The sequence below is a fragment of the Lysinibacillus sp. JNUCC 51 genome (assembly GCF_015999525.1).
GTDB lineage: Bacteria > Bacillota > Bacilli > Bacillales_A > Planococcaceae > Lysinibacillus > Lysinibacillus xylanilyticus.
This window is the reverse complement of the sequence record NZ_CP065545.1, coordinates 778,691-801,371: the sequence shown is the minus strand read 5'-3', so window position 1 is coordinate 801,371 and position 22,681 is coordinate 778,691. Positions and strand designations below refer to the sequence as shown.

The 22,681-nt window shown below is 36.7% G+C and carries 19 protein-coding genes, 2 pseudogenes and 2 riboswitches; of the genes and pseudogenes, 19 read left to right on the top strand and 2 right to left on the bottom strand.

What is annotated here, in order from left to right; all coding sequences use genetic code 11:
- Window positions 1–74: 74 nt before the first annotated feature.
- The 5 genes from JNUCC51_RS04200 (at window position 75) to JNUCC51_RS04180 (ending at window position 6,760) form a co-directional block, all read left to right on the top strand.
- A complete protein-coding gene (locus JNUCC51_RS04200) occupies window positions 75–1,457 on the top strand; it encodes an NAD(P)-dependent oxidoreductase (protein ID WP_337990971.1) in 1,383 nt (460 codons plus the stop codon).
- A gap of 299 nt (window positions 1,458–1,756) precedes the next feature.
- Window positions 1,757–3,019, top strand: a complete 1,263-nt coding sequence (preA, locus tag JNUCC51_RS04195) for an NAD-dependent dihydropyrimidine dehydrogenase subunit PreA (protein ID WP_337990970.1) — start codon at window positions 1,757–1,759, stop codon at window positions 3,017–3,019.
- A gap of 191 nt (window positions 3,020–3,210) precedes the next feature.
- Window positions 3,211–4,731: an NCS1 family transporter gene (locus JNUCC51_RS04190; RefSeq protein WP_337990969.1), complete on the top strand. Its 1,521-nt coding sequence runs from the start codon at window positions 3,211–3,213 to the stop codon at window positions 4,729–4,731.
- Between the two features lie 57 nt (window positions 4,732–4,788).
- The gene (locus tag JNUCC51_RS04185) at window positions 4,789–4,998 is read left to right on the top strand and encodes a hypothetical protein (RefSeq protein ID WP_134019535.1); all 210 of its coding nucleotides are present in this window, start codon (window positions 4,789–4,791) and stop codon (window positions 4,996–4,998) included.
- 400 nt (window positions 4,999–5,398) lie between these two features.
- Window positions 5,399–6,760, top strand: coding sequence for an amino acid permease (locus JNUCC51_RS04180; protein ID WP_337990968.1), 1,362 nt, complete (start codon window positions 5,399–5,401; stop codon window positions 6,758–6,760).
- Between the two features lie 293 nt (window positions 6,761–7,053).
- Here JNUCC51_RS04180 and pgeF read toward each other — a convergent pair whose 3' ends face one another.
- Window positions 7,054–7,818 carry a peptidoglycan editing factor PgeF gene (gene pgeF, locus JNUCC51_RS04175; RefSeq protein ID WP_337990967.1) on the bottom strand — a complete coding sequence of 255 codons (765 nt, stop codon included), beginning with the start codon at window positions 7,816–7,818 and terminating at the stop codon, window positions 7,054–7,056.
- Between the two features lie 166 nt (window positions 7,819–7,984).
- Between pgeF and JNUCC51_RS04170 the strand changes: the two genes are divergently transcribed.
- Both JNUCC51_RS04170 and JNUCC51_RS04165 read left to right on the top strand, forming a co-directional pair.
- Entirely contained in the window at window positions 7,985–8,608 is a 624-nt protein-coding gene (locus tag JNUCC51_RS04170; protein WP_337990966.1) for a transmembrane-type terpene cyclase, read from the top strand.
- Window positions 8,609–8,748: 140 nt separating this feature from the next.
- Complete coding sequence (locus JNUCC51_RS04165; protein WP_337990965.1) at window positions 8,749–9,741, top strand: VanW family protein; 993 nt, start codon at window positions 8,749–8,751, stop codon at window positions 9,739–9,741.
- Between the two features lie 217 nt (window positions 9,742–9,958).
- Here JNUCC51_RS04165 and JNUCC51_RS04160 read toward each other — a convergent pair whose 3' ends face one another.
- Complete coding sequence (locus JNUCC51_RS04160; protein WP_134019527.1) at window positions 9,959–10,576, bottom strand: HAD hydrolase-like protein; 618 nt, start codon at window positions 10,574–10,576, stop codon at window positions 9,959–9,961.
- 889 nt (window positions 10,577–11,465) lie between these two features.
- A riboswitch (FMN riboswitch) is annotated at window positions 11,466–11,592 on the top strand.
- A gap of 197 nt (window positions 11,593–11,789) precedes the next feature.
- Window positions 11,790–11,915, top strand: a riboswitch (FMN riboswitch).
- A gap of 198 nt (window positions 11,916–12,113) precedes the next feature.
- On the opposite strand from JNUCC51_RS04160, the gene ribE reads away from it, so the two are divergent.
- From ribE to JNUCC51_RS04100, 12 genes and pseudogenes are all read left to right on the top strand, one after another.
- On the top strand, window positions 12,114–12,752 hold the full coding sequence (gene ribE / locus JNUCC51_RS04155) for a riboflavin synthase (RefSeq protein ID WP_337990964.1): 639 nt from the start codon (window positions 12,114–12,116) through the stop codon (window positions 12,750–12,752).
- Between the two features lie 26 nt (window positions 12,753–12,778).
- Window positions 12,779–13,381: pseudogene (ribB, locus tag JNUCC51_RS04150) on the top strand (3,4-dihydroxy-2-butanone-4-phosphate synthase); the annotation flags it as partial.
- 150 nt (window positions 13,382–13,531) lie between these two features.
- The gene (ribH, locus tag JNUCC51_RS04145; RefSeq protein ID WP_337990963.1) at window positions 13,532–13,999 is read left to right on the top strand and encodes a 6,7-dimethyl-8-ribityllumazine synthase; all 468 of its coding nucleotides are present in this window, start codon (window positions 13,532–13,534) and stop codon (window positions 13,997–13,999) included.
- Between the two features lie 168 nt (window positions 14,000–14,167).
- Window positions 14,168–15,637, top strand: a complete 1,470-nt coding sequence (locus tag JNUCC51_RS04140) for a spore germination protein (protein ID WP_337990962.1) — start codon at window positions 14,168–14,170, stop codon at window positions 15,635–15,637.
- A 673-nt stretch (window positions 15,638–16,310) separates the two neighbouring features.
- A complete protein-coding gene (locus JNUCC51_RS04135) occupies window positions 16,311–17,615 on the top strand; it encodes a sensor histidine kinase (protein WP_337990961.1) in 1,305 nt (434 codons plus the stop codon).
- A 224-nt stretch (window positions 17,616–17,839) separates the two neighbouring features.
- A pseudogene (locus tag JNUCC51_RS04130) lies at window positions 17,840–17,953 on the top strand (LD-carboxypeptidase); the annotation flags it as partial.
- Window positions 17,954–18,126: 173 nt separating this feature from the next.
- Window positions 18,127–18,672 (top strand): histidine phosphatase family protein, encoded by a 546-nt coding sequence (locus JNUCC51_RS04125; protein WP_337990960.1) that lies wholly within the window; start codon window positions 18,127–18,129, stop codon window positions 18,670–18,672.
- Window positions 18,673–19,316: 644 nt separating this feature from the next.
- Window positions 19,317–20,165 carry a GNAT family N-acetyltransferase gene (locus JNUCC51_RS04120; protein WP_337990959.1) on the top strand — a complete coding sequence of 283 codons (849 nt, stop codon included), beginning with the start codon at window positions 19,317–19,319 and terminating at the stop codon, window positions 20,163–20,165.
- Window positions 20,166–20,341: 176 nt separating this feature from the next.
- The gene (locus JNUCC51_RS04115; RefSeq protein ID WP_337990958.1) at window positions 20,342–20,710 is read left to right on the top strand and encodes a hypothetical protein; all 369 of its coding nucleotides are present in this window, start codon (window positions 20,342–20,344) and stop codon (window positions 20,708–20,710) included.
- A gap of 162 nt (window positions 20,711–20,872) precedes the next feature.
- Window positions 20,873–21,094 carry a DUF2829 domain-containing protein gene (locus JNUCC51_RS04110; protein ID WP_049666662.1) on the top strand — a complete coding sequence of 74 codons (222 nt, stop codon included), beginning with the start codon at window positions 20,873–20,875 and terminating at the stop codon, window positions 21,092–21,094.
- 55 nt (window positions 21,095–21,149) lie between these two features.
- On the top strand, window positions 21,150–21,905 hold the full coding sequence (locus JNUCC51_RS04105; RefSeq protein WP_337990957.1) for a 3-oxoacyl-ACP reductase: 756 nt from the start codon (window positions 21,150–21,152) through the stop codon (window positions 21,903–21,905).
- Window positions 21,906–22,057: 152 nt separating this feature from the next.
- The gene (locus JNUCC51_RS04100; RefSeq protein WP_134019501.1) at window positions 22,058–22,567 is read left to right on the top strand and encodes a QueT transporter family protein; all 510 of its coding nucleotides are present in this window, start codon (window positions 22,058–22,060) and stop codon (window positions 22,565–22,567) included.
- Window positions 22,568–22,681 lie beyond the last annotated feature (114 nt).

Sequence of the window (22,681 nt, the reverse complement as noted above, 5' to 3'; positions counted from 1 at the left end):
CGGTAATCAAACACACGTTATGGTGACGAGCCATTATAAGAAGGAAAAAATGAACACATGAGGGGGATGTGGAAATGGCTCCGAATCAAGAAAATGCAATGTCCCAACAGTTAACACGTAATTTTTTAGAATTGACTAGCAGTATGACAAAGAATGAAGCAATAGAGGAATCCAATCGTTGTCTTTATTGCTACGATGCACCATGTATTAAAGCCTGTCCAACGAGTATACAAATCCCAAATTTCATAAAAAAAATTGCTTCTGGTAATATGAAGGGCTCTGCTACGACTATATTAGAAGCAAATCCAATTGGTGCAAGCTGTGCAAGGGTTTGTCCAACGGAGGAACTATGTGAAGGGGCGTGTGTGTTAAATTCCTCAACAAAGCCAATTAAAATCGGAGAGCTACAACGCTATGCAACAGATTGGGCAATGGCAACAAACGCTCAGCTATTTAAGCAAGGCCAAAACAATGGACAGAAGGTAGCGATTATTGGTGCAGGTCCTGCTGGTTTATCAGCTGCTCGTGAACTAAGTCGATTTGGTTATCAGGTCACTATTTATGAAGCTGAATCGAAAGCTGGTGGCTTAGGGAGCTATGGTATTGTATCGTTCCGTTTACCAAATGAAGTCGTTGATTGGGAAATTGAACAAATTGAAAAGCTTGGTGTGGAAATCAAAACAAACACAACTGTCGGTGTTGATATCTCTGCTGAAGAAATTTTGGAGCAATATGACAGTGTTATTTTAGCTGTTGGTATGGGAGCTGTGCCAAATCTGGGCATTGAAGGAGAAGATTTAGACGGTGTACATGATGCAATAGAGTTTGTCAGAAAGACAAAAATGGGACCGCTTACAAAAGATATTGTTGGGAAGAGAGTGGCTGTCATTGGTGCGGGGAATACAGCAATTGACGGTGCTACATGTGCAGTGCGTTTAGGTGCGGACAATGTTCAAATTCTTTATAGAAGAACACAAAAAGAAATGACTGCGTACAAATTTGAATATGAATTTGCAAAGCAGGATGGCGTGGAGTTTAAATGGCTAACAGCACCGAAAAAGATTATTGGCAATGAGTCAGGTGAGGTCATAGGTATCGAATGTACAAAAATGAAGCTCGGTGAAACAGGTGCTGATGGTCGTCAAAGACCTGAGGAGATCGAAGGGTCCAATTTTATTATCGAAGTGGATGCTGTTATTAAAGCAATAGGGCAAACACGTTTTGTGTCATTGATTGAAGCTTTTGGCTTACAGCATACAAATGGTGTTGTTGATATTGATGAAGCGACAATGCAAACTTCGAATGACAAAGTATTTGCATGTGGAGATGTCGTTTTCGGAAATGGCCAGGGCGAGGCGATGGTTGTAACAGCTGTACAGCAAGGAAAAGACGCAGCATACAAGATCCATGAACGTTTAACTTCTTTCAGCAAAGTGTCTATTGTACCGAAAGCGTAGCAACAGGTACAGATGAGTTGCAGAAATCTCCCATCTCTATAGGTGGTGAGGTGAATGCAAGTTTAAGTTACTTTTCAGCAGTTGTCCAAACATCCGCTGAAAGAAGTTAAAGCCTCCGGCGGATGTCACAGAATCGGAATGGAGTTCTTAAGGGATGTTAGCCTAAAACCATCGCATCCATGCGATAACGGCTAACTGACCTGCATCGTGCAGGCCTAAGCACAAAGCCGATTCTGAACGCAATTATGCCGAGGCATAATTGATGAAACCAAGTGAGATTGCATAAGGGAGGAACTAATATGGCAGACTTACGCATTGACTTAGCGGGCATTAAATCGCCGAATCCATTTTGGCTTGCGTCAGCACCACCAACGAATTCAGGCTATCAAGTACAACGTGCATTTGAAGCGGGGTGGGGTGGAGCTGTATGGAAAACATTGGGTGATCCGATTTTGAATGTTTCTTCCCGCTTTGCAGCTGTTAGCTTTAACGGCCAAAGAGTAGCAGGCTTCAATAATATTGAACTAATTACGGATCGTCCGTTAGAGGTAAATCTACAAGAAATTTATGAAACGAAAAAAAGGTTTCCACATCACGCAATCATCGCTTCTTTAATGGTGGAGCCAAAACAAGAAAAATGGCATGAGATTGTTAAACGAGTAGAAGATGTGGGAGTCGATGGCCTTGAGCTTAACTTTGGTTGTCCACATGGGATGGCAGAACGAGGAATGGGGTCTGCTTCTGGTCAAGTACCTGAATTGGTGGAAAAGCAAACGTACTGGGTGAAAGAGGCTGCGAAAACTCCGGTAATTGTGAAGTTAACGCCAAACATTACCGACATTACGGCAACAGCAGAAGCGGCCACAAGAGGTGGAGCAGATGCGGTTAGTATGATTAATACAATTAACAGCTTAGCCGGTGTCGACTTAGATACATGGAATACAATCCCTCATGTAGCAGGAAAGGGTGCACACGGTGGCTATTGTGGTCCTGCTGTTAAACCAATTGCACTCAATATGGTTGCAGAGTGTGCTCGTAATCCATTAATTAATGTTCCTATTTCGGGCATTGGTGGTATTTCCAACTGGCAAGATGCTACTGAGTTTATATTGATGGGAGCAACGGGCGTACAAGTTTGTACAGCAGCAATGCACCACGGCTTTAGTATTGTTGAGGATATGATCGATGGACTCAATAACTATTTAGACGATAAAGGCATTGCCTCTGTCATGGATTTAGTAGGTCGCTCAGTCTCTAGATATTCTAATTGGGGTGATCTGGACTTAAATTATAAAATCGTAGCTGCAATTAATAACGATGTTTGTATTAACTGTAACAAGTGCCATATTGCATGTGAAGATACGTCGCATCAATGTATCGATTTATATTCAGAAGATGGTCACCCAATGCTGAAAGTTCGAGAAGAGGACTGTGTAGGCTGTAATTTATGCTCAATCGTTTGTCCCGTAGATGGTGCTATTACAATGGTTGAGCGCAAATCTTCAATTCCACCAATGACTTGGAATGAACGTCAAACTTTAATTAGCAGTCTATCTAAGTAAAGTGTCTAAAATCAATTTCACTTTGGCTCAATTGTAGGCTTAATCTTCATTCATCTCACTACTTTCTAAGGTGGGAGGATTTTGCCGAATGAAGATAAACTGAAATTCCACCTTCCTTCAGCATGTTCATTGAAGGAAGGAATAACCTCATGTAAGTTGTCACGGAAATTTGATAAAAAAGGAGAGATTATATGGAACGAGATGGGAATTATTTAAAATCCCCAGATTTACTTCCAGTGACACATCAACAAAGAAATATTGGAACATTTGGTTTTGCAGTAATTTGGATAGGGATGGCAATTGTATTAGCTGCTTTTGCAATCGGAGGCTCAGCAATCATGAGTTTACCATTGCCAATGGTGATTTTAGCAACGTTGATTGGTTCTTGTCTAATTGGTGTATTTATGACGTTGATTGGTGATATAGGCATTGAACATGGCTTATCTTTCCCAGTATATATGCGTGCTCCGTTCGGGACATTTGGCACGCATATCCCGTCACTTGTCCGGGGTGTAACGGCTGCCTGTTGGTTCGGTCTGAATACTTATTTTGGAGCATTAGCTATAAACGGTATTTTGAATTTACTTTTTAATTTTGATAATTGGTTTATCTGTTTCATTGTCTTTGCAGCACTTCAATTATTTAATACATCACTAGGGATTAAATCTATTGAACGTTTTGCAGATTTGGCAGCGCCAGTTATTATTTTAATTTCCTGCTGGATGTATTATACACTGGCAGATAATGCAGTAGCTCAAGGGAAAAATATTTGGACGTGGGTGGAAGCACCGACTACAGGGTTCGCAACCTTCACTGCATTTATGGTAGTGATTATGGCAAACATGGGATTCTGGTCGACACTAGCAGCGGATATGCCTTCACTTTCACGCTTCTTTAAAGCACCAAAAAATGAACGCAGTTGGTTCAAACGCAATAAAACACAGCTAGTTGGCTCATTAATCGTCATGCCGATTACAAATACCTTCATTGTGACAATTGGTGCTGTGTGTTATATGGCTGTTGCCTCTGCTGATCCTATTAATGCTTTACAGCAAAGTGCAAGTGGTTTTATTTTAGGTATTTTATTGTTAATGATTGTATTAGCACAATGGTCAACGAACACTTCCGCAAATGTTATCCCAGCGGCAACAATCTTCTCAAATATTGGTGGTCCAAAAGTGCCGTTTTGGGTTGGGGTTGTTATTGCAGGAATAATTGGTATTCTAGCACAGCCTTGGAGTTTATTTGATGTGTTAGTCAATGCACTTTTAATTATCGGGGGAATTTTAACAGCAATCGTTGGAATTTTATTTGCTGATTATTATTTAATCCGGAAACGTCGCGTGCATGTAAAAGGGCTTTATGAATTAGAGGGTCAATTTAAATATTGGAATGGCTTTAACATAGCTGGTTTAATCGCTTGGGTTATCGGTGGTGCAGTGGCAAATATTTTCTCCACTTATTCTTCATTAGTAGGTTTTTTTGTAGGGGCACTTGTATATTATATATTAGCGAAGTATTGGTGGTTCAAAAAATACCCTCAAGCTGAGCTAGAAGATCCAAGTGATGCAAAATATTTAGGAATTACAGCTGGTCACAATTTGGATGAACTATTTGGACAGCAACAAGCACCTGCTCCAGCTGTTGTTCCAGATGAGAATGATGTCGTTGAACAACCAAATCCGCTGGTAGATATAAAAGGTGCTGAATAATATTAAACACCTAACAGAATATCAAGAGGTTGATTAACGGAAAGGTGGAGTGATAGCATGTCAGAACATCAACAAAGCACAGAGGAAATAAAAAAAGTGGATCATTATTTAGATAGCGGCTTTAAAATCAAATATGTTTATGAAAATTTAAGCGGAATGTTTGTAGAATTCGCGCGTCAAGAAGAGGTTATTCTGCTGCAAATTCTAACAGCAGATGCACGCAAATATTTCTCTGCAAAGCTCCAAGAACAAACGTTATTACAGTAACAAAGAAGACTCTATTCCATTCATCGTTACAAGATGGAATAGAGTTTTTTTACGTAATAAAACAGGTCGGTCGATCCGTTAACGGCTAAGTAAGATAAAATAGTTGCTACAACAGCTAATCCAATTATAATAACAGCCCAAAGTGATGGATAGAATCTTCGAAGTAATGGATAGAATCTTCGAAGTGACGGATAGAATCTTCGAAGTGATGGATAGAACCGCCGAAGTGACGGATAGAACATTCAAAATGATGGATAGAACCCCAAAACGCTCAGAATCCAAATCTTATTACTGCCATAATTGTGTTTTTCCTAAAAATACATTTGTGTTTTTCGAAAGAATTGATTATTATTATAAGATAATTCATCGTAGAAAGAACTTCAGAAAGAGGCGTAACTTAGTGGCGAATAAAGAATTAAAAAGGGGACTAGATGCCCGGCATATTCAAATGATTGCTCTTGGAGGTACTATCGGCGTAGGCTTGTTTATGGGCTCTGCTAGCGCCATTCAGTGGACAGGGCCTTCTGTGCTCCTTGCATATGCTATAGCAGGTATTTTTATTTTTTTCATTATGCGAGCAATGGGAGAAATGCTTTATATGGAGCCAAGTACAGGTTCCTTTGCAACGTTTGGCTATAAATATATACACCCATTAGCCGGTTATTTAACGGCGTGGAGTAACTGGTTTCAGTGGGTCATTGTTGGGATGTCAGAGATTATAGCAGTAGGGACATATATGCAATACTGGTATCCTGATTTACCAGCATGGATTCCAGGTTTAATTGCAATGGTGATTTTAGGCGTTGCTAACTTTATTTCTGTTAAAATGTTTGGAGAATTTGAGTTTTGGTTTGCCATGATAAAAATTGTGACGATTGTTTTAATGATTGTTGCGGGCTTTGGTCTTATTTTTTTTGGGATTGGTAATGGAGGCGTGGCAATAGGATTATCGAACCTTTGGAATCATGGAGGCTTCTTTACAGGCGGCTGGACAGGCTTCTTCTTTGCGTTATCATTAGTAGTTGCAGCTTATCAAGGTGTTGAGCTTATTGGGATTACGGCAGGAGAAGCGAAAAATCCTCAACAAACTATTACGAATGCGATTCAAAGTATTATTTGGCGAATTTTAATATTTTATATCGGTGCAATCTTTGTCATTGTAACAGTTTATCCGTGGGATGAATTAGGTACGATTGGTAGCCCATTTGTTGCGACTTTTGCAAAGGTTGGAATTACCGCTGCGGCAGGAATTATTAATTTTGTTGTCATTACAGCAGCAATGTCAGGCTGTAATAGTGGGATTTATAGTGCGGGACGTATGCTTTATACACTTGCCATGAATGGGCAAGCACCTAAATTTTTTGCGAAGCTTTCTAATAATGGTGTTCCTATTTTCGGCACAGTAGGTGTGCTAATTGGTTTGGTCATCGGTGTTATTCTAAGCTATATAGCGCCAAAGAATTTATTTGTATATGTATACAGTGCAAGTGTATTACCGGGAATGATTCCATGGTTTGTTATTTTAATAAGTCAAATTAGATTTAGAAAAATAAAAGGTGAACAGCTATCAAAGCACCCGTTCAAAATGCCCTTTGCGCCATTTACAAACTATATAACGATTGCATTTTTAATAATGGTACTAATCGGTATGTGGTTTAATGATGATACTAGAGTTTCTCTCATCGTGGGAATTATTTTCTTGGCTCTTGTTATCATTAGCTATTATGTTTTTAGAATTGGAAAAGAACGTCCAGTTAAATAATGAAATATTAAAAGGGTGTATTTCCACTATGAGATACATCCTTTTTGCTTTTGTAACAACCCATTTGGTATGTTAATTTTTAGCATCTTTAAAAGATCTTTTCGCATTAGGACTAGTGTTATTAGTAAAAGGGACAATCCGTTATAAATTGGATTGTCCCTTTTAACTTACGTTGCCGCTACGCTTTCGCACAAAAAACATCTGCCGCTGCCGCTACGCTTTCGCGCAATAAACATCTGCAGGCCTAAGCACAAAGTCGATTTCGGACGCAATTATGCCGAGGCATAATTGATTTATTGTTCTTTACGCATAATAAAGCTTAAATGTCTGCCAGCCTGTTTATTTTGACGGTAGGAAAAACCATCTGGGCTGAGGAATGTGCACGTTGAATCAATCAATATCTGCTCAGGAGGAATACCTGCAAGCTCACATTGTTTTTTGACAGTTTGCTGATTATCGATATGATATTTATTTGTTTGTGTATTGTAATACATAAAGTCCTCGGCATAGCCTAGGTTGTGGAATTTTTCATAAACATCTGCATCCACTTCAAATTTTTGCTGACTAAGTGCCATACCGATTTGAACGTGAAAATCATTTGGATTACATTGCTCATGCTCCATCAAATGTTGGAAAAGCTTTGTTGTGATTTCCTTGACTGTACCTTGCCAACCAGAATGCACCACGCCAATAAGGCCATTGACTTCATTATAAAAAATGACAGGTACGCAATCGGCTGTAAAACTACATAAAAGTAAATTCGATTCAAATGTATAAAGTGCATCTGTATTACTAATGGCATTGTCTATCTGCTTAGCGCCACGTCCCTTATCAGAAATCGTGACTTTATGGAAATTAGCACTATGTGTTTGTTGAGTGCAAATAAAATTATTTAAGTCACAATTTAAAGTAGCTGCTAATTTTTTTCGATTTTCTAGCACATCTGCTTCATTCACACATGTATGGAGTGCCATATTATTATGTTCTAGCTCGATGTCATCCTTTAAGGTAGTGCCTGCGATAAATTGTTCGTTATCAAAATAAATTTTAGTTTTCATATTATCACCTCGTCTTACTATATATGATTGGTTAATGAATGTATAGGCGCTTACTCTAAAGATTATTAGTGCCCTTAGTATTTTCTATAATTCTTTTGACATAAACAATAGATTTCTTCACATATAGTATCGAAGAATGAGAATTAGTGGGAAGGAGTTTGTAGATATGACTCAAGAAAAATTCATACTGGTCTCCCAATTCGGAATGTGGCTATTTTGGATAATTACATATATATTAATCATCAAACAAGGAATACGGGATAAGAGATATGGGATGCCCATGGCCGCAATTTGTGCCAATATTTCATGGGAATTTATTTTTTCATTTATGTATCCGCTAAATGACTTGCAAAGGATCCTTACTTTCTTGTGGTTTCTTTTGGATATCTTCATTTTGACGCAATTTTTACTTTATGGTTATAAGGAGTATAAGAAAATTATTTCGAGAAAGTTATTTTATTCATCTTTTTTCATAACACTCATCGTAAGCTTTCTGACGATTTTAGCGATGATGCATGAATTCCATGATAAGGCAGGCATATATGCAGCATTTTTCCAAAATCTGATGATGTCAGGGCTTTTTATCGCCTTATTCATACAAAGAGGGAACTTGAGTGGGCAATCAATGGGCATAGCCGTTTGTAAAATGATCGGTACTGTGTTTGCAGCAGTTTGCTTCTATTTGTATTTTAGAACACCATTGATTACTATCATTTCGCTTGCAATCTTTATTTATGATTGGATTTATATAATATTGATCTATAGGTTTAATGTGAAATATGCAAAATAAAAAAAAGCGCTCTACAATGTCATTCAACTTTGTAGAGTGTTTTCATTTTATAAACAAATAAAAATGATGAAATGAAACACACTATCAGCAATACACGAATAAGATGTCTCTGTAGTATGAAGATAGGGTAGGTGTTTTATTTGAAAAAGAAGTGGATGACCACGCTATGTATTATTTGTTCTATTGGGCTAGTTGGCTGTCAGGGGAAGTCCGAGGATGAGAAAAACCAAGAACAACAAATTCAAGAGTCAGAGCAAAAAGCTCAGGATGTAAAAAAGCCTGTTACCTTTGAACAGCAACAAACGGAGCCAGTCGTTGTTGAAATTGTGGACCCTTCAACAAAAGCTATTATACAAACAATTTCACCGAAAGAAATGGATTATGAAAGTAATAGACAATCGTATACAAAACAAATTGAGCAATTAGCAAAAGATTTAGCAAGAGGGAATGAAAAAACTGCAGGTTATGATAAGCGTATGATACTCGATAAGCTGGACGATCAAGGAAAAGTAATTAAAGGTAGTCCTTTAATTGTTTTAAAAGAAAGTGAATTAGTAGAAAGAATATTAGAAGCATCAGCGACCGGTGGCAAAGTGGAAATGCCTCTTTATGTTACAGAAAGTGGGTATTATTTTGAAGATATTCCTTATTTAGAAGACGTAGTTGTTGCATCCTATACGACTTACTTCAATACCCATGATGTAGGAAGAAATAAAAATATTGAACTTTCTGCAAAGGCAATTCATAATGTTATCGTTGGAAGTGGAGATAATTTCTCCTTTAATACAGTTGTTGGGCCTAGGGACGAAGTGAATGGTTATCAGCCTGCTCCGGAAATCATCAACAAAAAGGTGGTGATGGGCATTGGAGGAGGTATCTGTCAAACGTCCTCAACCTTGTTTAACGCAGTTGATCAAATACCAGTAAAATTTGTAGAACGTCATCACCATTCTTTAGATGTTGGGTATGTTCCAAAAGGAAGAGACGCTACAGTTTCTTATGGTGGCTTAGATTTTAGATTTCAAAATACAACTGACGTACCGTTTTTAATTAAAGCTAACTATAGTAAAAATTCTCTTACAATTGAGATAAGAACAGCAGAAAAATATGTAGCAATTTTGAAAAAGCCATAGTATTTTTTTATAGACACTTACAAGGTGTCTTTTTTTGTTGGGACAATAGAAAGATAATACTTGGTAGAGAAGTATCTCTGACTTTTTTTTCTTCTCGAAAAAGTAGTCGGAAATCACCCCCCGTTTTGCAGAAGATCGATACTGTATTTATCATTACACATATTCAATAACACCAAGAGGATCATAGCAATTTTTTAATCGCTATGATCCTCTTAGTTTATATGATATTTAAAATTTCTTGTGGAGTAGTAACTTTGTATTCGGGTTCCTCTTGTTGTATAACTTCAATAGCGTCATATCCCCAACTAACCCAAATAATAGGCACGCCCACTTTTTTGCAGGCTACAATATCTCTTTGCTCATCACCAATGTAAAACACATCTGAAGGTGTAATGCCTGAGTCCTTTAAAAATTTTTTTATCACTTTATCTTTTCCGAAAATACGAGTTGAAGAAAGAACATTTGACACACAATGAATGCTGTTCATTTTTAGAAATTCTAAAATGTTCTCCTGTGAATTGGAGGAAATAATAAGAATTTTATAGCCCTTTTTATCAATTTCCATAAGAACTTCTTTAATACCATCATAAAGATGAACATCGTTTAATGACTGGCGATACAAACGATAAAACTGTGGTAAAATCATGGGCAATTTATACATAGGGAAGTCGAATAATTTACTGCGCTCCGCTATAGATAATTTTTTCAATGATTCGATTTCCTTTAACTCTATTCCTTTAAATTTATATTTTTGCGCAATCGTATTCCAAGCTGATGCAAACACTGCTGTAGAATCTGCCAGTGTTCCATCAAAATCAAAGATAATATATTTCATGACAAACTTTCTCCTTTAATCATCTAGTTGTAAAGACGTTTTTTTCTTGAAAATGTTACTGGCTTTTTAACTTCTTTAGTAAGTGTTTTTTTGAAAGCGAAACGATAGGTACAAAAGTCTCTCACATCTATAGGTTGTGAGATGAATGCGGTTTCAAGTCACTTTTCAGTGGTGTCCAAACATCAGCTGAAATAGAAGGACTCAGTCTAAGAACGCCGCGTCATGTGGCAACGACTGGGTACTCAACATCATGCCTGCTGTTTCGCTATCGCACAGACAAACCCCTGTTGTTAGCATTATGCTTTCGTGCAAAAAACATCTGTTGGGCATAGCCTCCGGCGGATGTATCGGAAATCGAAAAGGATTGCTTTGTGCAAGTACAAAGCTGTTTCCGAACCCAATTATGCTGAGGTATTATTGTTAATAATGACATGATTATACAGAATATGAAACAACGTATTAAAATAACCCCAGTTGAATAAATTTTTTAGGTGCGTAAGGCATTTTCTTTGGTAAATATTGTACCGAAAAATACGTCGATTTCAATAATGTAAACTTCTATAAAATTTTATGTAGTTGAATGGACAAAAAAGTAAGAAGCTATTATTTCATTTACTAAGTCAGTATCATTGCAATTAGTGAATAAGAGAATCCGTGTGAACGCAGTTGCATCAGGACAGATTTAGGCGCCATTAACTCTAGTTATCCAGCGAAATATATACACATTTGGCTTAGCGAGCGGGGCAGTATTCACCCCATTGGTTTTTTTCTGGCTAAGGTGGTGGCTGTTTTATGTAGCGAATGTGAAATTAATTAGAGTGAAAATTTTATAAACAATTATCTGGATAATATTATAAAATAGTGTTATCGTAAGAAATAGCTAAATAAAAATATCCTTCAGGGTGGGGTGAAATTCCCAATCGGCGGTGATGAAGTTAATTCAAAGTCCGTGAGCGAAAGCTGATTTGGTGCAAATCCAAAACCGACAGTTATAGTCTGGATGGGAGAAGGGTTAAAGTGTGTGCTTTTTAAATTCATTTGAGTTTATAAGGTTTATTTGAGTACGCTTTTTTTGTAAACTACTTCCCATCGCTTAGCTGGGAAGTTTTTTTATTTTCTCTCAGTAGGTGTTTGACACACTCTGAAGACAATGCCTCCGGACGTATTTACGCCAAGGTGAATTTGATTTATTTAGCTAACTAATTGAATAGCAGTAGTTCTTCGGGGTAGGGTGAAATTCCCAATCGGCGGTGATGAAGTAATTCAAAGTCCGTGAGCGAAAGCTGATTTGGTGCAAATCCAAAACCGACAGTGACAGTCTGGATGGGAGAAGAACGATGAGATGACAACCTATGGAAAAATTTTGTATCCACGAGGTTTATTTGTTGACGTCTTATTTATATGAACTCCCAAACCCCTTTAATCTAAGGGGTTTTTTGTTTGTACGGAAAATAAATTTTTGATTTCAAGGAGGAGGAACAGACAGGAATAACTCCAAAAGTGACTAAACAAATGAATGAAAAAAGTAGGTGAAAAAATGTTCACAGGAATTGTTGAGGATATTGGTACAGTTAAAACCTTGCAAAGCGATAAACAAAGTATGGAAATAACCGTTGTTTCAAAGAAAATGATAGAGGATGTAAAGCTCGGAGACAGTATAGCGGTCAACGGTGTTTGTTTAACAGTGACACATTTTAATGAACTGGAGCTAACGATGGATGTAATGCCCGAAACAGTGAGAGCAACAAATTTACAGCAGCTTGCAGTTGGAGATCCGGTAAATTTAGAGCGTGCTATGTCAGCTAATGGACGCTTCGGTGGTCATTTTGTATCTGGACATGTGGACGGAGTAGGGAAAATATTGCGCAAGCGACCATTAGCAAACGCAGTCTATATTGATATTGAATTATCAAAGGAATTGACGAGCTACTGTATTCCAAAGGGCTCCATCACAATTGACGGAACGAGCTTAACACTTTTTCATGTCGAGGAAAACGGTGTCACAGTATCACTGATACCCCATACTTACAAAGAAACAATTTTAGGTATGAAGAAAATTGGTGCTCTCGTTAATGTAGAAACCGATTTAGTTGGAAAATACATTTTGCATCAACTTAAGTCTAGACAGGAATCGCCGACCATTACAAGAGACTTTTTAGCACAAAATGGATTTTAATCAACATATAACAGGAGGTGGCGATATTGCTACATTCAATTGAAGAAGCAATAGAGGATTTAAAACAAGGAAAGATAATTGTTGTAGTAGATGATGAGGATCGAGAAAACGAAGGGGACTTATTAGCGCTTGCGGAATTTATCACCCCTGAAACAATTAACTTTATGGCGACCTATGGAAGAGGGCTGATTTGTACTCCGATTTCACAGCAGTTTGCTCAAAAGTTAGCATTAAAGCCTATGGTTAGTGTTAATACAGATAATCATCAAACGGCATTTACCGTTAGTATAGATCATGTAGACACAACAACTGGAATTAGCGCCTTTGAACGGGCAATGACTATACAAAAAATGTTGGAGCCACAGGCAAAAGCTGCAGATTTTCGTAGACCAGGCCATGTATTCCCGTTAATAGCAAAGGAAAATGGTGTATTAGAGCGTAGGGGGCATACTGAAGCGACAATTGATTTGGCTAAGCTTTGTAATAGTATTCCTGCGGGCGTTATTTGTGAAATTATGGGAGACGATGGAGAAATGCTACGCTTTAATGATCTCGTCAAATATGCAGCACAACATTATTTAAAAATGATTTCAATTGAAGCATTGGCAACATATCGTCGTCAACAAAAAGTAGAAGAAAATAGAATGACAATATAAAGGATTATCGACAAAAGTTTGGAATGACATTTGTTAAAACGTACTCTATGTATTAAGTTGACTGGAGTGGAAACTGGGCGATTAATTATGATATTAGACAAAATAAAAGAGGAGAGATTAAAAATGGGAAAAAAATTTGAAGCACAATTAATTGGTACGGATTTAAAAATAGCAGTAGTAGTAGGTCGTTTCAACGAATTTATTACAAGTAAATTATTAGACGGTGCATTAGATGGTTTAAAGCGTCACGGTGTGGATGAGAACTCTATCGATGTAGCATGGGTTCCAGGAGCATTCGAAGTTCCATTCATCGCAAAACAGTTAGCTAAAACAAAGAAATATGATGCAATTATTGGATTAGGTACGGTAATCCGTGGCTCTACAACACATTATGATTATGTATGTAATGAATCAGCAAAAGGGATTGCAAATGTGTCATTAACTACAAATGTACCTGTTATTTTTGGTATTGTAACTACAGAAAATATTGAACAAGCAATTGAGCGCGCTGGGACTAAATCAGGAAATAAAGGCTATGACTCAGCAATATCTGCTATTGAAATGGCAAATTTACAGAAGATGATTGGATAAATCTTTCCGAATAATAGGATGGGAATTAAATAGGTAAATTATTCCTTGTAAAGCGTTTTAATCATAAAAGTATTCTTGAATATATTTTTAAACCATGGGGAAAATATCCGTAAGTGTATTTATGTTATTACTAATAAATGTACAAATTTGGAGCTGGCTCAGTAGGAGATGAGGGATATTTCTTCAACGGAACAAGAATTAAATTTGAAATCTTTGAAGTCACTATTTCGACGCTCTGATGATGTATTATTCCAAGAGTATTTCTTTCAGCAACAAAAAGTACATTTGATAAAATGTGATGCGATGATTGATGAGCATTTACTGCAGACCGTTATTGTGCATCGAGTTCAGTCATTATTTGCTGCAACATCAGAGGAAATGTTAGAAGAACATATACAAAACAATTTACATGTTCCCCATCTTCAGAAAATAACAAGTAAAGATGAGGCTATTACAAGAGTTTATAAAGGACATGTTTTACTTTATTTTGAAGATATGAATTTGCTTTATTCAAGTTATATCGCTAAAAAACCGAATCGGGAGCCTAAAGAAACAACCCTTGAATTAATTGTCAAAGGTCCGAGAGATGATTTCATTGAGGATGTTTTTATTAATATTGCTTTAATACGAAAACGATTACCTACTAATTCATTAAGTGTTGAGACATATGAACTTGGTAAACGATCCAAGACAACTGTAGCTCTACTTTATTTTGAAGATATCGTCAATCAAAGTATACTTGAAAAAATAAAATTACAGTTGCAACGAATTGATACTGACATTGTATTTAGTGGGGATTTATTGATGGAGAGAATTGAGCAGAGTGCAAAAATTATACCTAAACATGATTATACTGGACGCCCTGATTTTGCTGTACAGGCTTTAAGTAGAGGACGTATTATCATCATAGTTGATGGAGTATCATATGTAATCATTACCCCAGCTAATTCAATGTTACTATTTAAATCCGGTGAGGATAATGAGTATCCGATTATTGTAAGTTCTATGGAGCGTATACTACGAATAGTAGCTATCTTGATAAGTGTACTTACACCAGGTTTTTGGCTTGCACTAACAACCCACCATCAAGAACAATTGCCATTCATTCTATTGGCAACAGTTGTTGAATCAAGAACGGGACTCCCATTTCCAACTATTCTTGAAATATTAATGATGCTTTTTATGTTTGAATTATTTCGAGAAGCAAATATACATCTACCCAATGTTATAAGTGGTTCAATAAGTGTTGTCGGGGGATTAATTATTGGAGATGCAGCCATTAAATCGGGTGTTACGGGCCCTTCCATGATTGTAGTTATCGCTACTTCAAGTATTGCAGCTTTTACACTCGTCAATCAATCTATTGTAACAGCAATGAGCATTCTTAGGTTAATCATCATATTTGCATCTGCCTTTTTGGGGTTATTTGGATTCTTTATTTCGGTATTTTTCATACTTCTTTATACTGCAAACTTACGAGTATTAGGTGTTCCGTACTTAAATATGGGCGCGGATTTAAATTGGCAGGACATTAAAAAATCTTTAGTTCGCTTATCTCCTGCAGGTTATCGTACACGACCTAAATTTTTAAATGTACAAGATGAGACAAAGACATCGAGTAAGAAAAATAATACTTAGAATGAAGAGATCAGGCTTTTTTTATAGGCCTGGTCTTTTTTATCGCATTAGCGGAGAGAAAAATAATGTGATCTTTTGAAGCATAAATCGTAGAAGTTAAGATGTTTATATGTCGGATTGATCCAATCAATATATAATAAGGAAGGGATATGATAAAATGCAGTTTTCCTTTAAAGTTTACTTTCTGGAGAGGGCAAATTAAACTAATGTTTGCGATTAGTACATTGTGTCGCTCGAAAAATGAATTTAGAATTTTATTAGTTCTAGACAGACTACCCCAACTCAAAGAATGGGTAGGGTATAGCCCGAACTGTAAGTCTAGTAGCCAAAACTCGCTTGCGATGATAAAATGAGAAACAATATTCTTATTTAGAGAGACGAAAAATCCTGGATCGTATGCATTTTCCTAATAAAATGGAACGGTACTTTTTAACGTACAGGCAAGCAGATAGCCATTACCATTCAAACTTACCTAAAACATCTTGCGACTTAAGAATCATAAAAAAAATAAGTTTACTATAGTATAATAGAATTGTTGGATATTAATGTTTCCATAGTAGAAAGTATGATAAATGCCAACTTTGACTAACAATTTTTGTATTTAATGCGAGAGCCAAGCCCAAATTAAATTAAGGCATTATTCATGTCTATAGATGAGGAAGTACCAGTTTGTATGAAAACACGAAAAATAAAACTAATTTTATTACTATCAACTATCTTATTAATATCGTTTACAAGTTTAAACATCTTTACATCCTATATAAAAATAAAAAAGACAGTTGAAGAGTCAATAGCGAACCAAAGTCTGGAAGCGGCTAAATCTATTGCATCTTCAATTGATGTAGGGGCGTACAAACAATTTTTAGATAACCCCGTGAAAAATGATTATTATTGGCAATTAAGAAACTACTTAAATGATGCAAGAGTAAAAATAGGTGCTTTATTTGTTTATACATTAAATATTGAAAATCCAAAGGTATCCAAAGCAATGATTATGGGTTTACCAAGTGAAGTTCAAGGCTTTGATATCGGAATGGACTGTACAGTACCCGAGACACAAGTGCAAAAAGCTTATAATGGAGAAACATTTACAACAGATGTAATACAAGATTCTAATTATGGCTCCTATTTAACTGTTGGTGCACCGATTAAGGATGAAACAGGGGAGGTTATTTCATACATAGGCATTGATATAAGTGCAGACACATTAAATGGCATCAAGGGAAAAGTGATCCAAGACAATCTTTTTATCTTTATTTTTAATGGTGCGCTCATTTTAATCGTTATTGGCTCTGTTTTCTTCTTACAGAGATGGTATCAAAAAGAAGTAACTAAGGAAGTTGGAGCGACAGAAGATACATATCAAGCAGAAATTCAAACTTTAATCACTTCCGTGTCCTCTTTAAGACATGACTTCACTAATCATATACAAGTATTACATGGATTTCTGCAATTGGACAAACCAGATCAGGCCAAACAATATTTATATTCATTATCCAAAGAGGTTCAGGCTATTAAGTCTCTCAAATTAAACATTGATAATCCTGGCTTGTCGATATTATTACAAACGAAAAAACTAACTGCACAAAATCATAATATTGATATGGATTTTTCAGTCTCAGATGATGCATTTAAAAAAATTAAAACAACGGATTTAATCAAAATCTTGTCAAATTTAATCGATAATGCAATTGATGCGGCAAATGAGTTACCGGAAGAGCAACGTAAAATAAATATTTGCTGTAAAGTAGATGACGCCCAATATGAATTTAGGGTTACAAATACTGGACCAAATATTGTAGAAGAAGGGCAAATATTCAAACAAGGATTTTCTACTAAAAAACCGGAAAATGGTAAAATAAGAGGTCAGGGCTTGTTTATTGTGAATGAAATTGTCAATAAGTACGACGGTCAAATTTCTATCGATTCATCAAAACATTTAGAGACAACAGCAATAGTAACCATTCCAATAAAATAAATTAAGAAACTTCCTGTTGGAAATTTTTATTAAAAGTGTTAAAGTAATGCACTTAATAAATCATAACTCATATACTATGTGCAACTTTAAGCTGAACTAATTTTGATATTAGTTCAGCTTTTATTTGTGTTTAAAGATATAGTCTTAATAAAAGTATAGTTTAAGTAGAAGTAATTGTTTGACTAAATTAGATTTGGTAAAATAATGTAAAAAGGGTGATGCATATGATTAAATACCCGTTTTTAGAAAGAGATGCAACCATAGGAGTCACGGCACCTTCTTCTGGGGTACAAGTTGAGTTACATGATATGTTTAAACAATCGTGTGAGCGATTGAAAGTTCTACTTGTTAAATAAAGAGATAAACATGCTAAATAAGCTGCTGCTTTTCCGTGAAGCAACTCCTTCACGCTTCACTTTGCAAAAAACTATTTTAACATTCACCTTTACATTTTTTGAGCAATTCATTTCATATATTACTAATAATCAAAATGGTATTCTATGAGGAGGAGATGGAATATTTGGATAAATCAATCCTTGATTTATTGAAAAAGGGTGGATTCGTTTTGTATGCGAGGCATGGCCAAGCAACTGTCGGGGGAGATCAGCCAAATTTAAATTTTCAAGATTGTTATACTCAAAGAAATTTGTCTGAAGTTGGGCGAAGGGAGGCAATTTACTTTGGACAAATGCTTCGCTATTTACAATTCCCGATAAGTTCACCGATTGTCGCAAGTCCTTTCTGTCGTACGATTGAAACGGCACAGCTCGCATTTCCTTATGCCTATATCCAAATTGATCCGATTGGGTATGAAATTTATAAATTGGGTGGAAACATTCCTATTTATGAAAAAACAAATATATTATCAAATCTCCAATCGATGTTAGAAAGAAAGCCACCGCAGGGTACGAATCAAGTTATCATTGCCCATAGCTTTCCCGAAGGTGTTGGATTAGGGAATATTTCTAATATGGGAATGGTTATTGTTAAGCCAAAAGGTCCTGGAAATGGGTATGAAATAATAGATAAATTAACTTTAGAAGATTTATCACTTTGAGGTAGTAGCTCAAATTTAACTTCTTTCGGTAGACGCCTCCCACCTCAATAGGTGGTGAGATGAATGCGGGTCTGAATTACTTTTCAGCGGTTGTCTAAAGACCTGTATCTGTCGCTACGCTTTCGGTACAGAAAATAATTGTAACTGCCGTTTCACTTACGTTACATAAAACATTTGCTGAAATAGAGGAACTCAGTCTAAGAATGCCACGTCCTGTGGCAACGACTGAGTGACCAACATTGTGCTATGTTGCTGTCGCTTCGCTTTCGCACAGACAAAAACATGTTGCTGTCGCTTCGCTTTCGCACAGACAAAAACATGTTGCTGTCGCTTCGCTTTCGCACAGACAAAAACATGTTGCTGTCGCTTCGCTTTCGCACAGACAAAAACATGTTGCTGTCGCTTCGCTTTCGCACAGACAAAAACATGTTGCTGCCGCTACGCTTTCGCGCAAAAAACATCTGTTGGCCTAAGCCTTCAGCGGATGTCACGGAATCGGAAAGGAGTTCTTAAAGGATGTTAGCCTAAAATCATCGCATCCATACGATAACGGCTAACGGACCTGCATCCAGCAGGCCTAAGCACAAGTCGATTCTGGACGCAATTATGCCGAGGTATAATTAATAAAGGGATGGGAGAAAAACATGGAAATAAAAACAGTCTCACAGTGCACTTTAGAGGAAATTTTAAAAGCCTGGAATAAAGGCTTTGAGGGGTATTTTGTACGAATAGAAATGAATGAAGAGATGTTTTTAAAACGACTCGTTGGAGAAGGGCTATCGCCAGAGCTATCAATTGTCGCATTTGATCATAATAATCCTGTTGGTATTGTATTAAATGGCTTTAGACGAATGAATGGTAAGAAAACCTCTTGGAATGGTGGAACTGGTATTTCCCCAGACTATCGCGGCAAAGGTGTTTCTCGTGCATTAATGGAAGAAACAATCGCCATTTATGAAAGAGAGAATGTGGAAGTAGCAACGCTTGAAGCTATAAAAGAGAATAAAGTAGCAATTGCATTATACGAGAAATATGGCTATACAATTACAAATCAATTACTATTTTTAAGTGGCGAATATGAAGTAAATGTAGAAAAGCAAGCTGCAATCCATGTGGAAACTATTCGGCCAGAGCAGCTACCGCATTTATCTTTTTATCAGGAAGATGTTCCATGGCAATGTAGCTGGCAAAGTAATAAACAAGGTGAAGCTAAAATTTTTTATAACGAGAATAATGAAGCGATTGGCTATATGTTATATAGAACAGTATGGGATCAGGCAGGGGAAATCGACAGCATTGTACTTTATCAATTAGAACTGTTGGAGAATGGCACTGTAGAACAAATTCCTCACTTTATCGCAAGCATCACAAATCACAAAGTAAAACTAGCCACAGTTAACTTTCCAGCAAGTAATCCTGCCACGAGCTATTTGATTGAAAATGGGCTAGAAGTGAAGACAGAGCAAGTGCAAATGAAGAAGAACAGGGCTTAAGAATTTGTGGATTCATGAAGTTAAATAAATCTCCAGTTGTTCCAAGTATTTAAAGCCTCTGGCAGATGTTATGGGATCGGCTTTAAGCAAGCAAAATCGATTCAGGACGCATTGTCTATCTGTAGCGACAGCTACAACAATGCAGAGGCATAATGATAAAGAAGGTGTTATTAGTTATGAGGAAAATACTCATATGTAATTTACTAATATTTGTATTGGTAGGTTGTACACCGGCTATAAATACTAATCCTACTGCGAAATCTATTCTTAAAGAGCATTCTCAAGCGGATATTCTTCAGTATAATAATTTGATTTATATTAATGCTACAAGCTTGGAATCGATGAATCAATTAGAATATATTAAGTGTGAGAAAATAGGAGAAATTATTAAAACTACAAATTCATCTAAAGATTTTAAAGATTATTATGCTACTAAATTGGAAAGTGGAACAGAGATTTTCTCTACAAATGATAATAATATTTATACAATCATTGCGAACATAAATGGACAACAAGTACTTTATATGGCTTTGCTTGAAGGCTAGTTATCTTTAATTGGATTTTTAACTTCTTTCAGTAAATGTTTATATGTAACGAAAGCAAAGCGACAGCTACAATTATGCAGAGGCATAATTGAACTGGTTGTAAACATTCAAGAATTCCAGTATACTAATCCGATAAAGAATGTAAATAAAGGATGAATTTAAATGACGTTTGAAGAGATATTACCACGCTTGAAAGCGGGAGAAAAAGTAATTCGAAAAGGTTGGGGCGGTGCCGAATTATATGTGAAGCTTGTTGGACAAAGCGAACATGATGGTGAGGCTTTGAATCCTTATTTTTTAATTAATGTACGTGGTGAGGGCTATACAATGTTCACACCGACAGTCTGTGATTTATTAGCGGAAGATTGGATTATTGTCAATTAATCGAAAGTGCCATCTCAAATGAGGTGGTTTCTTTGTTTTTTGAGGAGAGATATATATGAAGTTTGAAGAATATAAGGGCAAGACAGTATTTGTAACCGGCGCTGCTTCAGGGATTGGACAGGCTCAAGCTATTGCATTTTTAGAAAATGGGGCCAATGTATTCGGTTTTGATTTAGATGAACAAGGGTTAGTAAATCTACATCACCAATATCCTGAACAATTTGCCTATAAAGTAGGTAGTGTGTGCAATAAGAACGATGTAGAGCAAGCATTTGAAGCTGCAATTTTATTATTTAAGCAGGTAGATATTTTATTAAATACAGCGGGCGTTTTAGATGGCTTTGCAAAAACGCTTGATACAGATGAGGCCCTTTGGGATAAAATTATGAATACCAATGTAAAAGGTACTTTTTTTGTGACTAATACGATATTGCCCCATATGGTAAAAAGAAAATCAGGCGTAATCGTTAATATGGCATCTATTGCAGGGCTTGTTGCAGGCGGTGGTGGGGCGGCGTATACAGCCTCTAAACATGCGATTGTAGGCTATACGAAGCAGTTGGACTTAGATTATTGCCGTGAAGGAATTCGTGCCAATGCCATTGCACCTGGAGCCATTCAAACACCGATGAACAAGGCAGATTTTGAAGGTGATGGAGAAATCGCAAAATGGGTCGCCAATGAAACGCCTGCTGGACGCTGGGCTCAACCAAGTGAAGTGGCAAGTTTAACACTTTATTTGGCTAGTCAATCAGCTGATTATATACATGGTTCAATTATGCCGATTGATGGCGGATGGCTTACTAAATAGTATTGTTCAATAATAAATTCTTCTGCTATAATACGCAAGTAAGCAAAATTTAGCTTGCACTGCGGCACTTCAGATAGAGCGAGAAGCTCTCTTCCTTTGGCCGTAGTTATTACTAAAATAGCGAACGTGCTATTTTACAAAGGAGAATAAAATTGAATACATCTATTGAAAAAGATTCTAGCCGTACTTCTGTAACCGAACTTACAAAGACGGCGCTAGTTGCAGCTTTATATGTGGCTGTAACTGTTTTATTGTCAGTCATTAGTTTTGGGGCAGTTCAACTACGCTTGTCGGAGATGTTTAACTACCTGGCCCTATACAACAAGCGCTACGTATTAGCCGTGACTCTAGGAGTAGTTCTCGCAAATTTTATGTCACCAACGTGGGTATTAGATGTACCTATTGGTGGAATTGCGACATTTTTAGTATTAATTCTTTGCCGAAAAGTAACGAAAAATATAACAAATGATCTTGTGAAAATGGTTGTTACCGCATTGATTTTTGCTTTATCAATGTTCACCGTTGCAGGACAGTTAACAATCCTGTATGATCTACCGTTTTGGGCAACATGGTTTACGGTTGGAGTTGGAGAGCTATTGTCAATGACTGTTGGTGGTGTGACCATTTATTTATTAAATAAAAAAATTGATTTAACGAAATAATTTTATGCATAAAAAGCGAGTATCCTTTACCATAACAAGGGTGCTCAGAATTGAACACAAGCTTACTCAGTACACTTTGGGCCGAGTTCATCAGCTCAAATACTTCAGCCTGAG

Bases quoted from the DNA above. Each gene is read 5' to 3' on its own strand.
- pgeF (WP_337990967.1), bottom strand. From the start codon at position 7,818: ATGAAAACTAAAATTTATTTTGATAACGAACAATTTATCGCAGGCACT.
- JNUCC51_RS04115 (WP_337990958.1), top strand. From the start codon at position 20,342: ATGAGGAAAATACTCATATGTAATTTACTAATATTTGTATTGGTAGGT.
- JNUCC51_RS04110 (WP_049666662.1), top strand. From the start codon at position 20,873: ATGACGTTTGAAGAGATATTACCACGCTTGAAAGCGGGAGAAAAAGTA.
- JNUCC51_RS04160 (WP_134019527.1), bottom strand. From the start codon at position 10,576: ATGAAATATATTATCTTTGATTTTGATGGAACACTGGCAGATTCTACA.
- JNUCC51_RS04135 (WP_337990961.1), top strand. From the start codon at position 16,311: ATGAAAACACGAAAAATAAAACTAATTTTATTACTATCAACTATCTTA.
- JNUCC51_RS04190 (WP_337990969.1), top strand. From the start codon at position 3,211: ATGGAACGAGATGGGAATTATTTAAAATCCCCAGATTTACTTCCAGTG.
- JNUCC51_RS04185 (WP_134019535.1), top strand. From the start codon at position 4,789: ATGTCAGAACATCAACAAAGCACAGAGGAAATAAAAAAAGTGGATCAT.
- JNUCC51_RS04105 (WP_337990957.1), top strand. From the start codon at position 21,150: ATGAAGTTTGAAGAATATAAGGGCAAGACAGTATTTGTAACCGGCGCT.
- JNUCC51_RS04140 (WP_337990962.1), top strand. From the start codon at position 14,168: ATGAGGGATATTTCTTCAACGGAACAAGAATTAAATTTGAAATCTTTG.
- JNUCC51_RS04200 (WP_337990971.1), top strand. From the start codon at position 75: ATGGCTCCGAATCAAGAAAATGCAATGTCCCAACAGTTAACACGTAAT.
- JNUCC51_RS04170 (WP_337990966.1), top strand. From the start codon at position 7,985: ATGACTCAAGAAAAATTCATACTGGTCTCCCAATTCGGAATGTGGCTA.
- ribE (WP_337990964.1), top strand. From the start codon at position 12,114: ATGTTCACAGGAATTGTTGAGGATATTGGTACAGTTAAAACCTTGCAA.
- JNUCC51_RS04120 (WP_337990959.1), top strand. From the start codon at position 19,317: ATGGAAATAAAAACAGTCTCACAGTGCACTTTAGAGGAAATTTTAAAA.
- preA (WP_337990970.1), top strand. From the start codon at position 1,757: ATGGCAGACTTACGCATTGACTTAGCGGGCATTAAATCGCCGAATCCA.
- JNUCC51_RS04125 (WP_337990960.1), top strand. From the start codon at position 18,127: ATGGAATATTTGGATAAATCAATCCTTGATTTATTGAAAAAGGGTGGA.
- ribH (WP_337990963.1), top strand. From the start codon at position 13,532: ATGGGAAAAAAATTTGAAGCACAATTAATTGGTACGGATTTAAAAATA.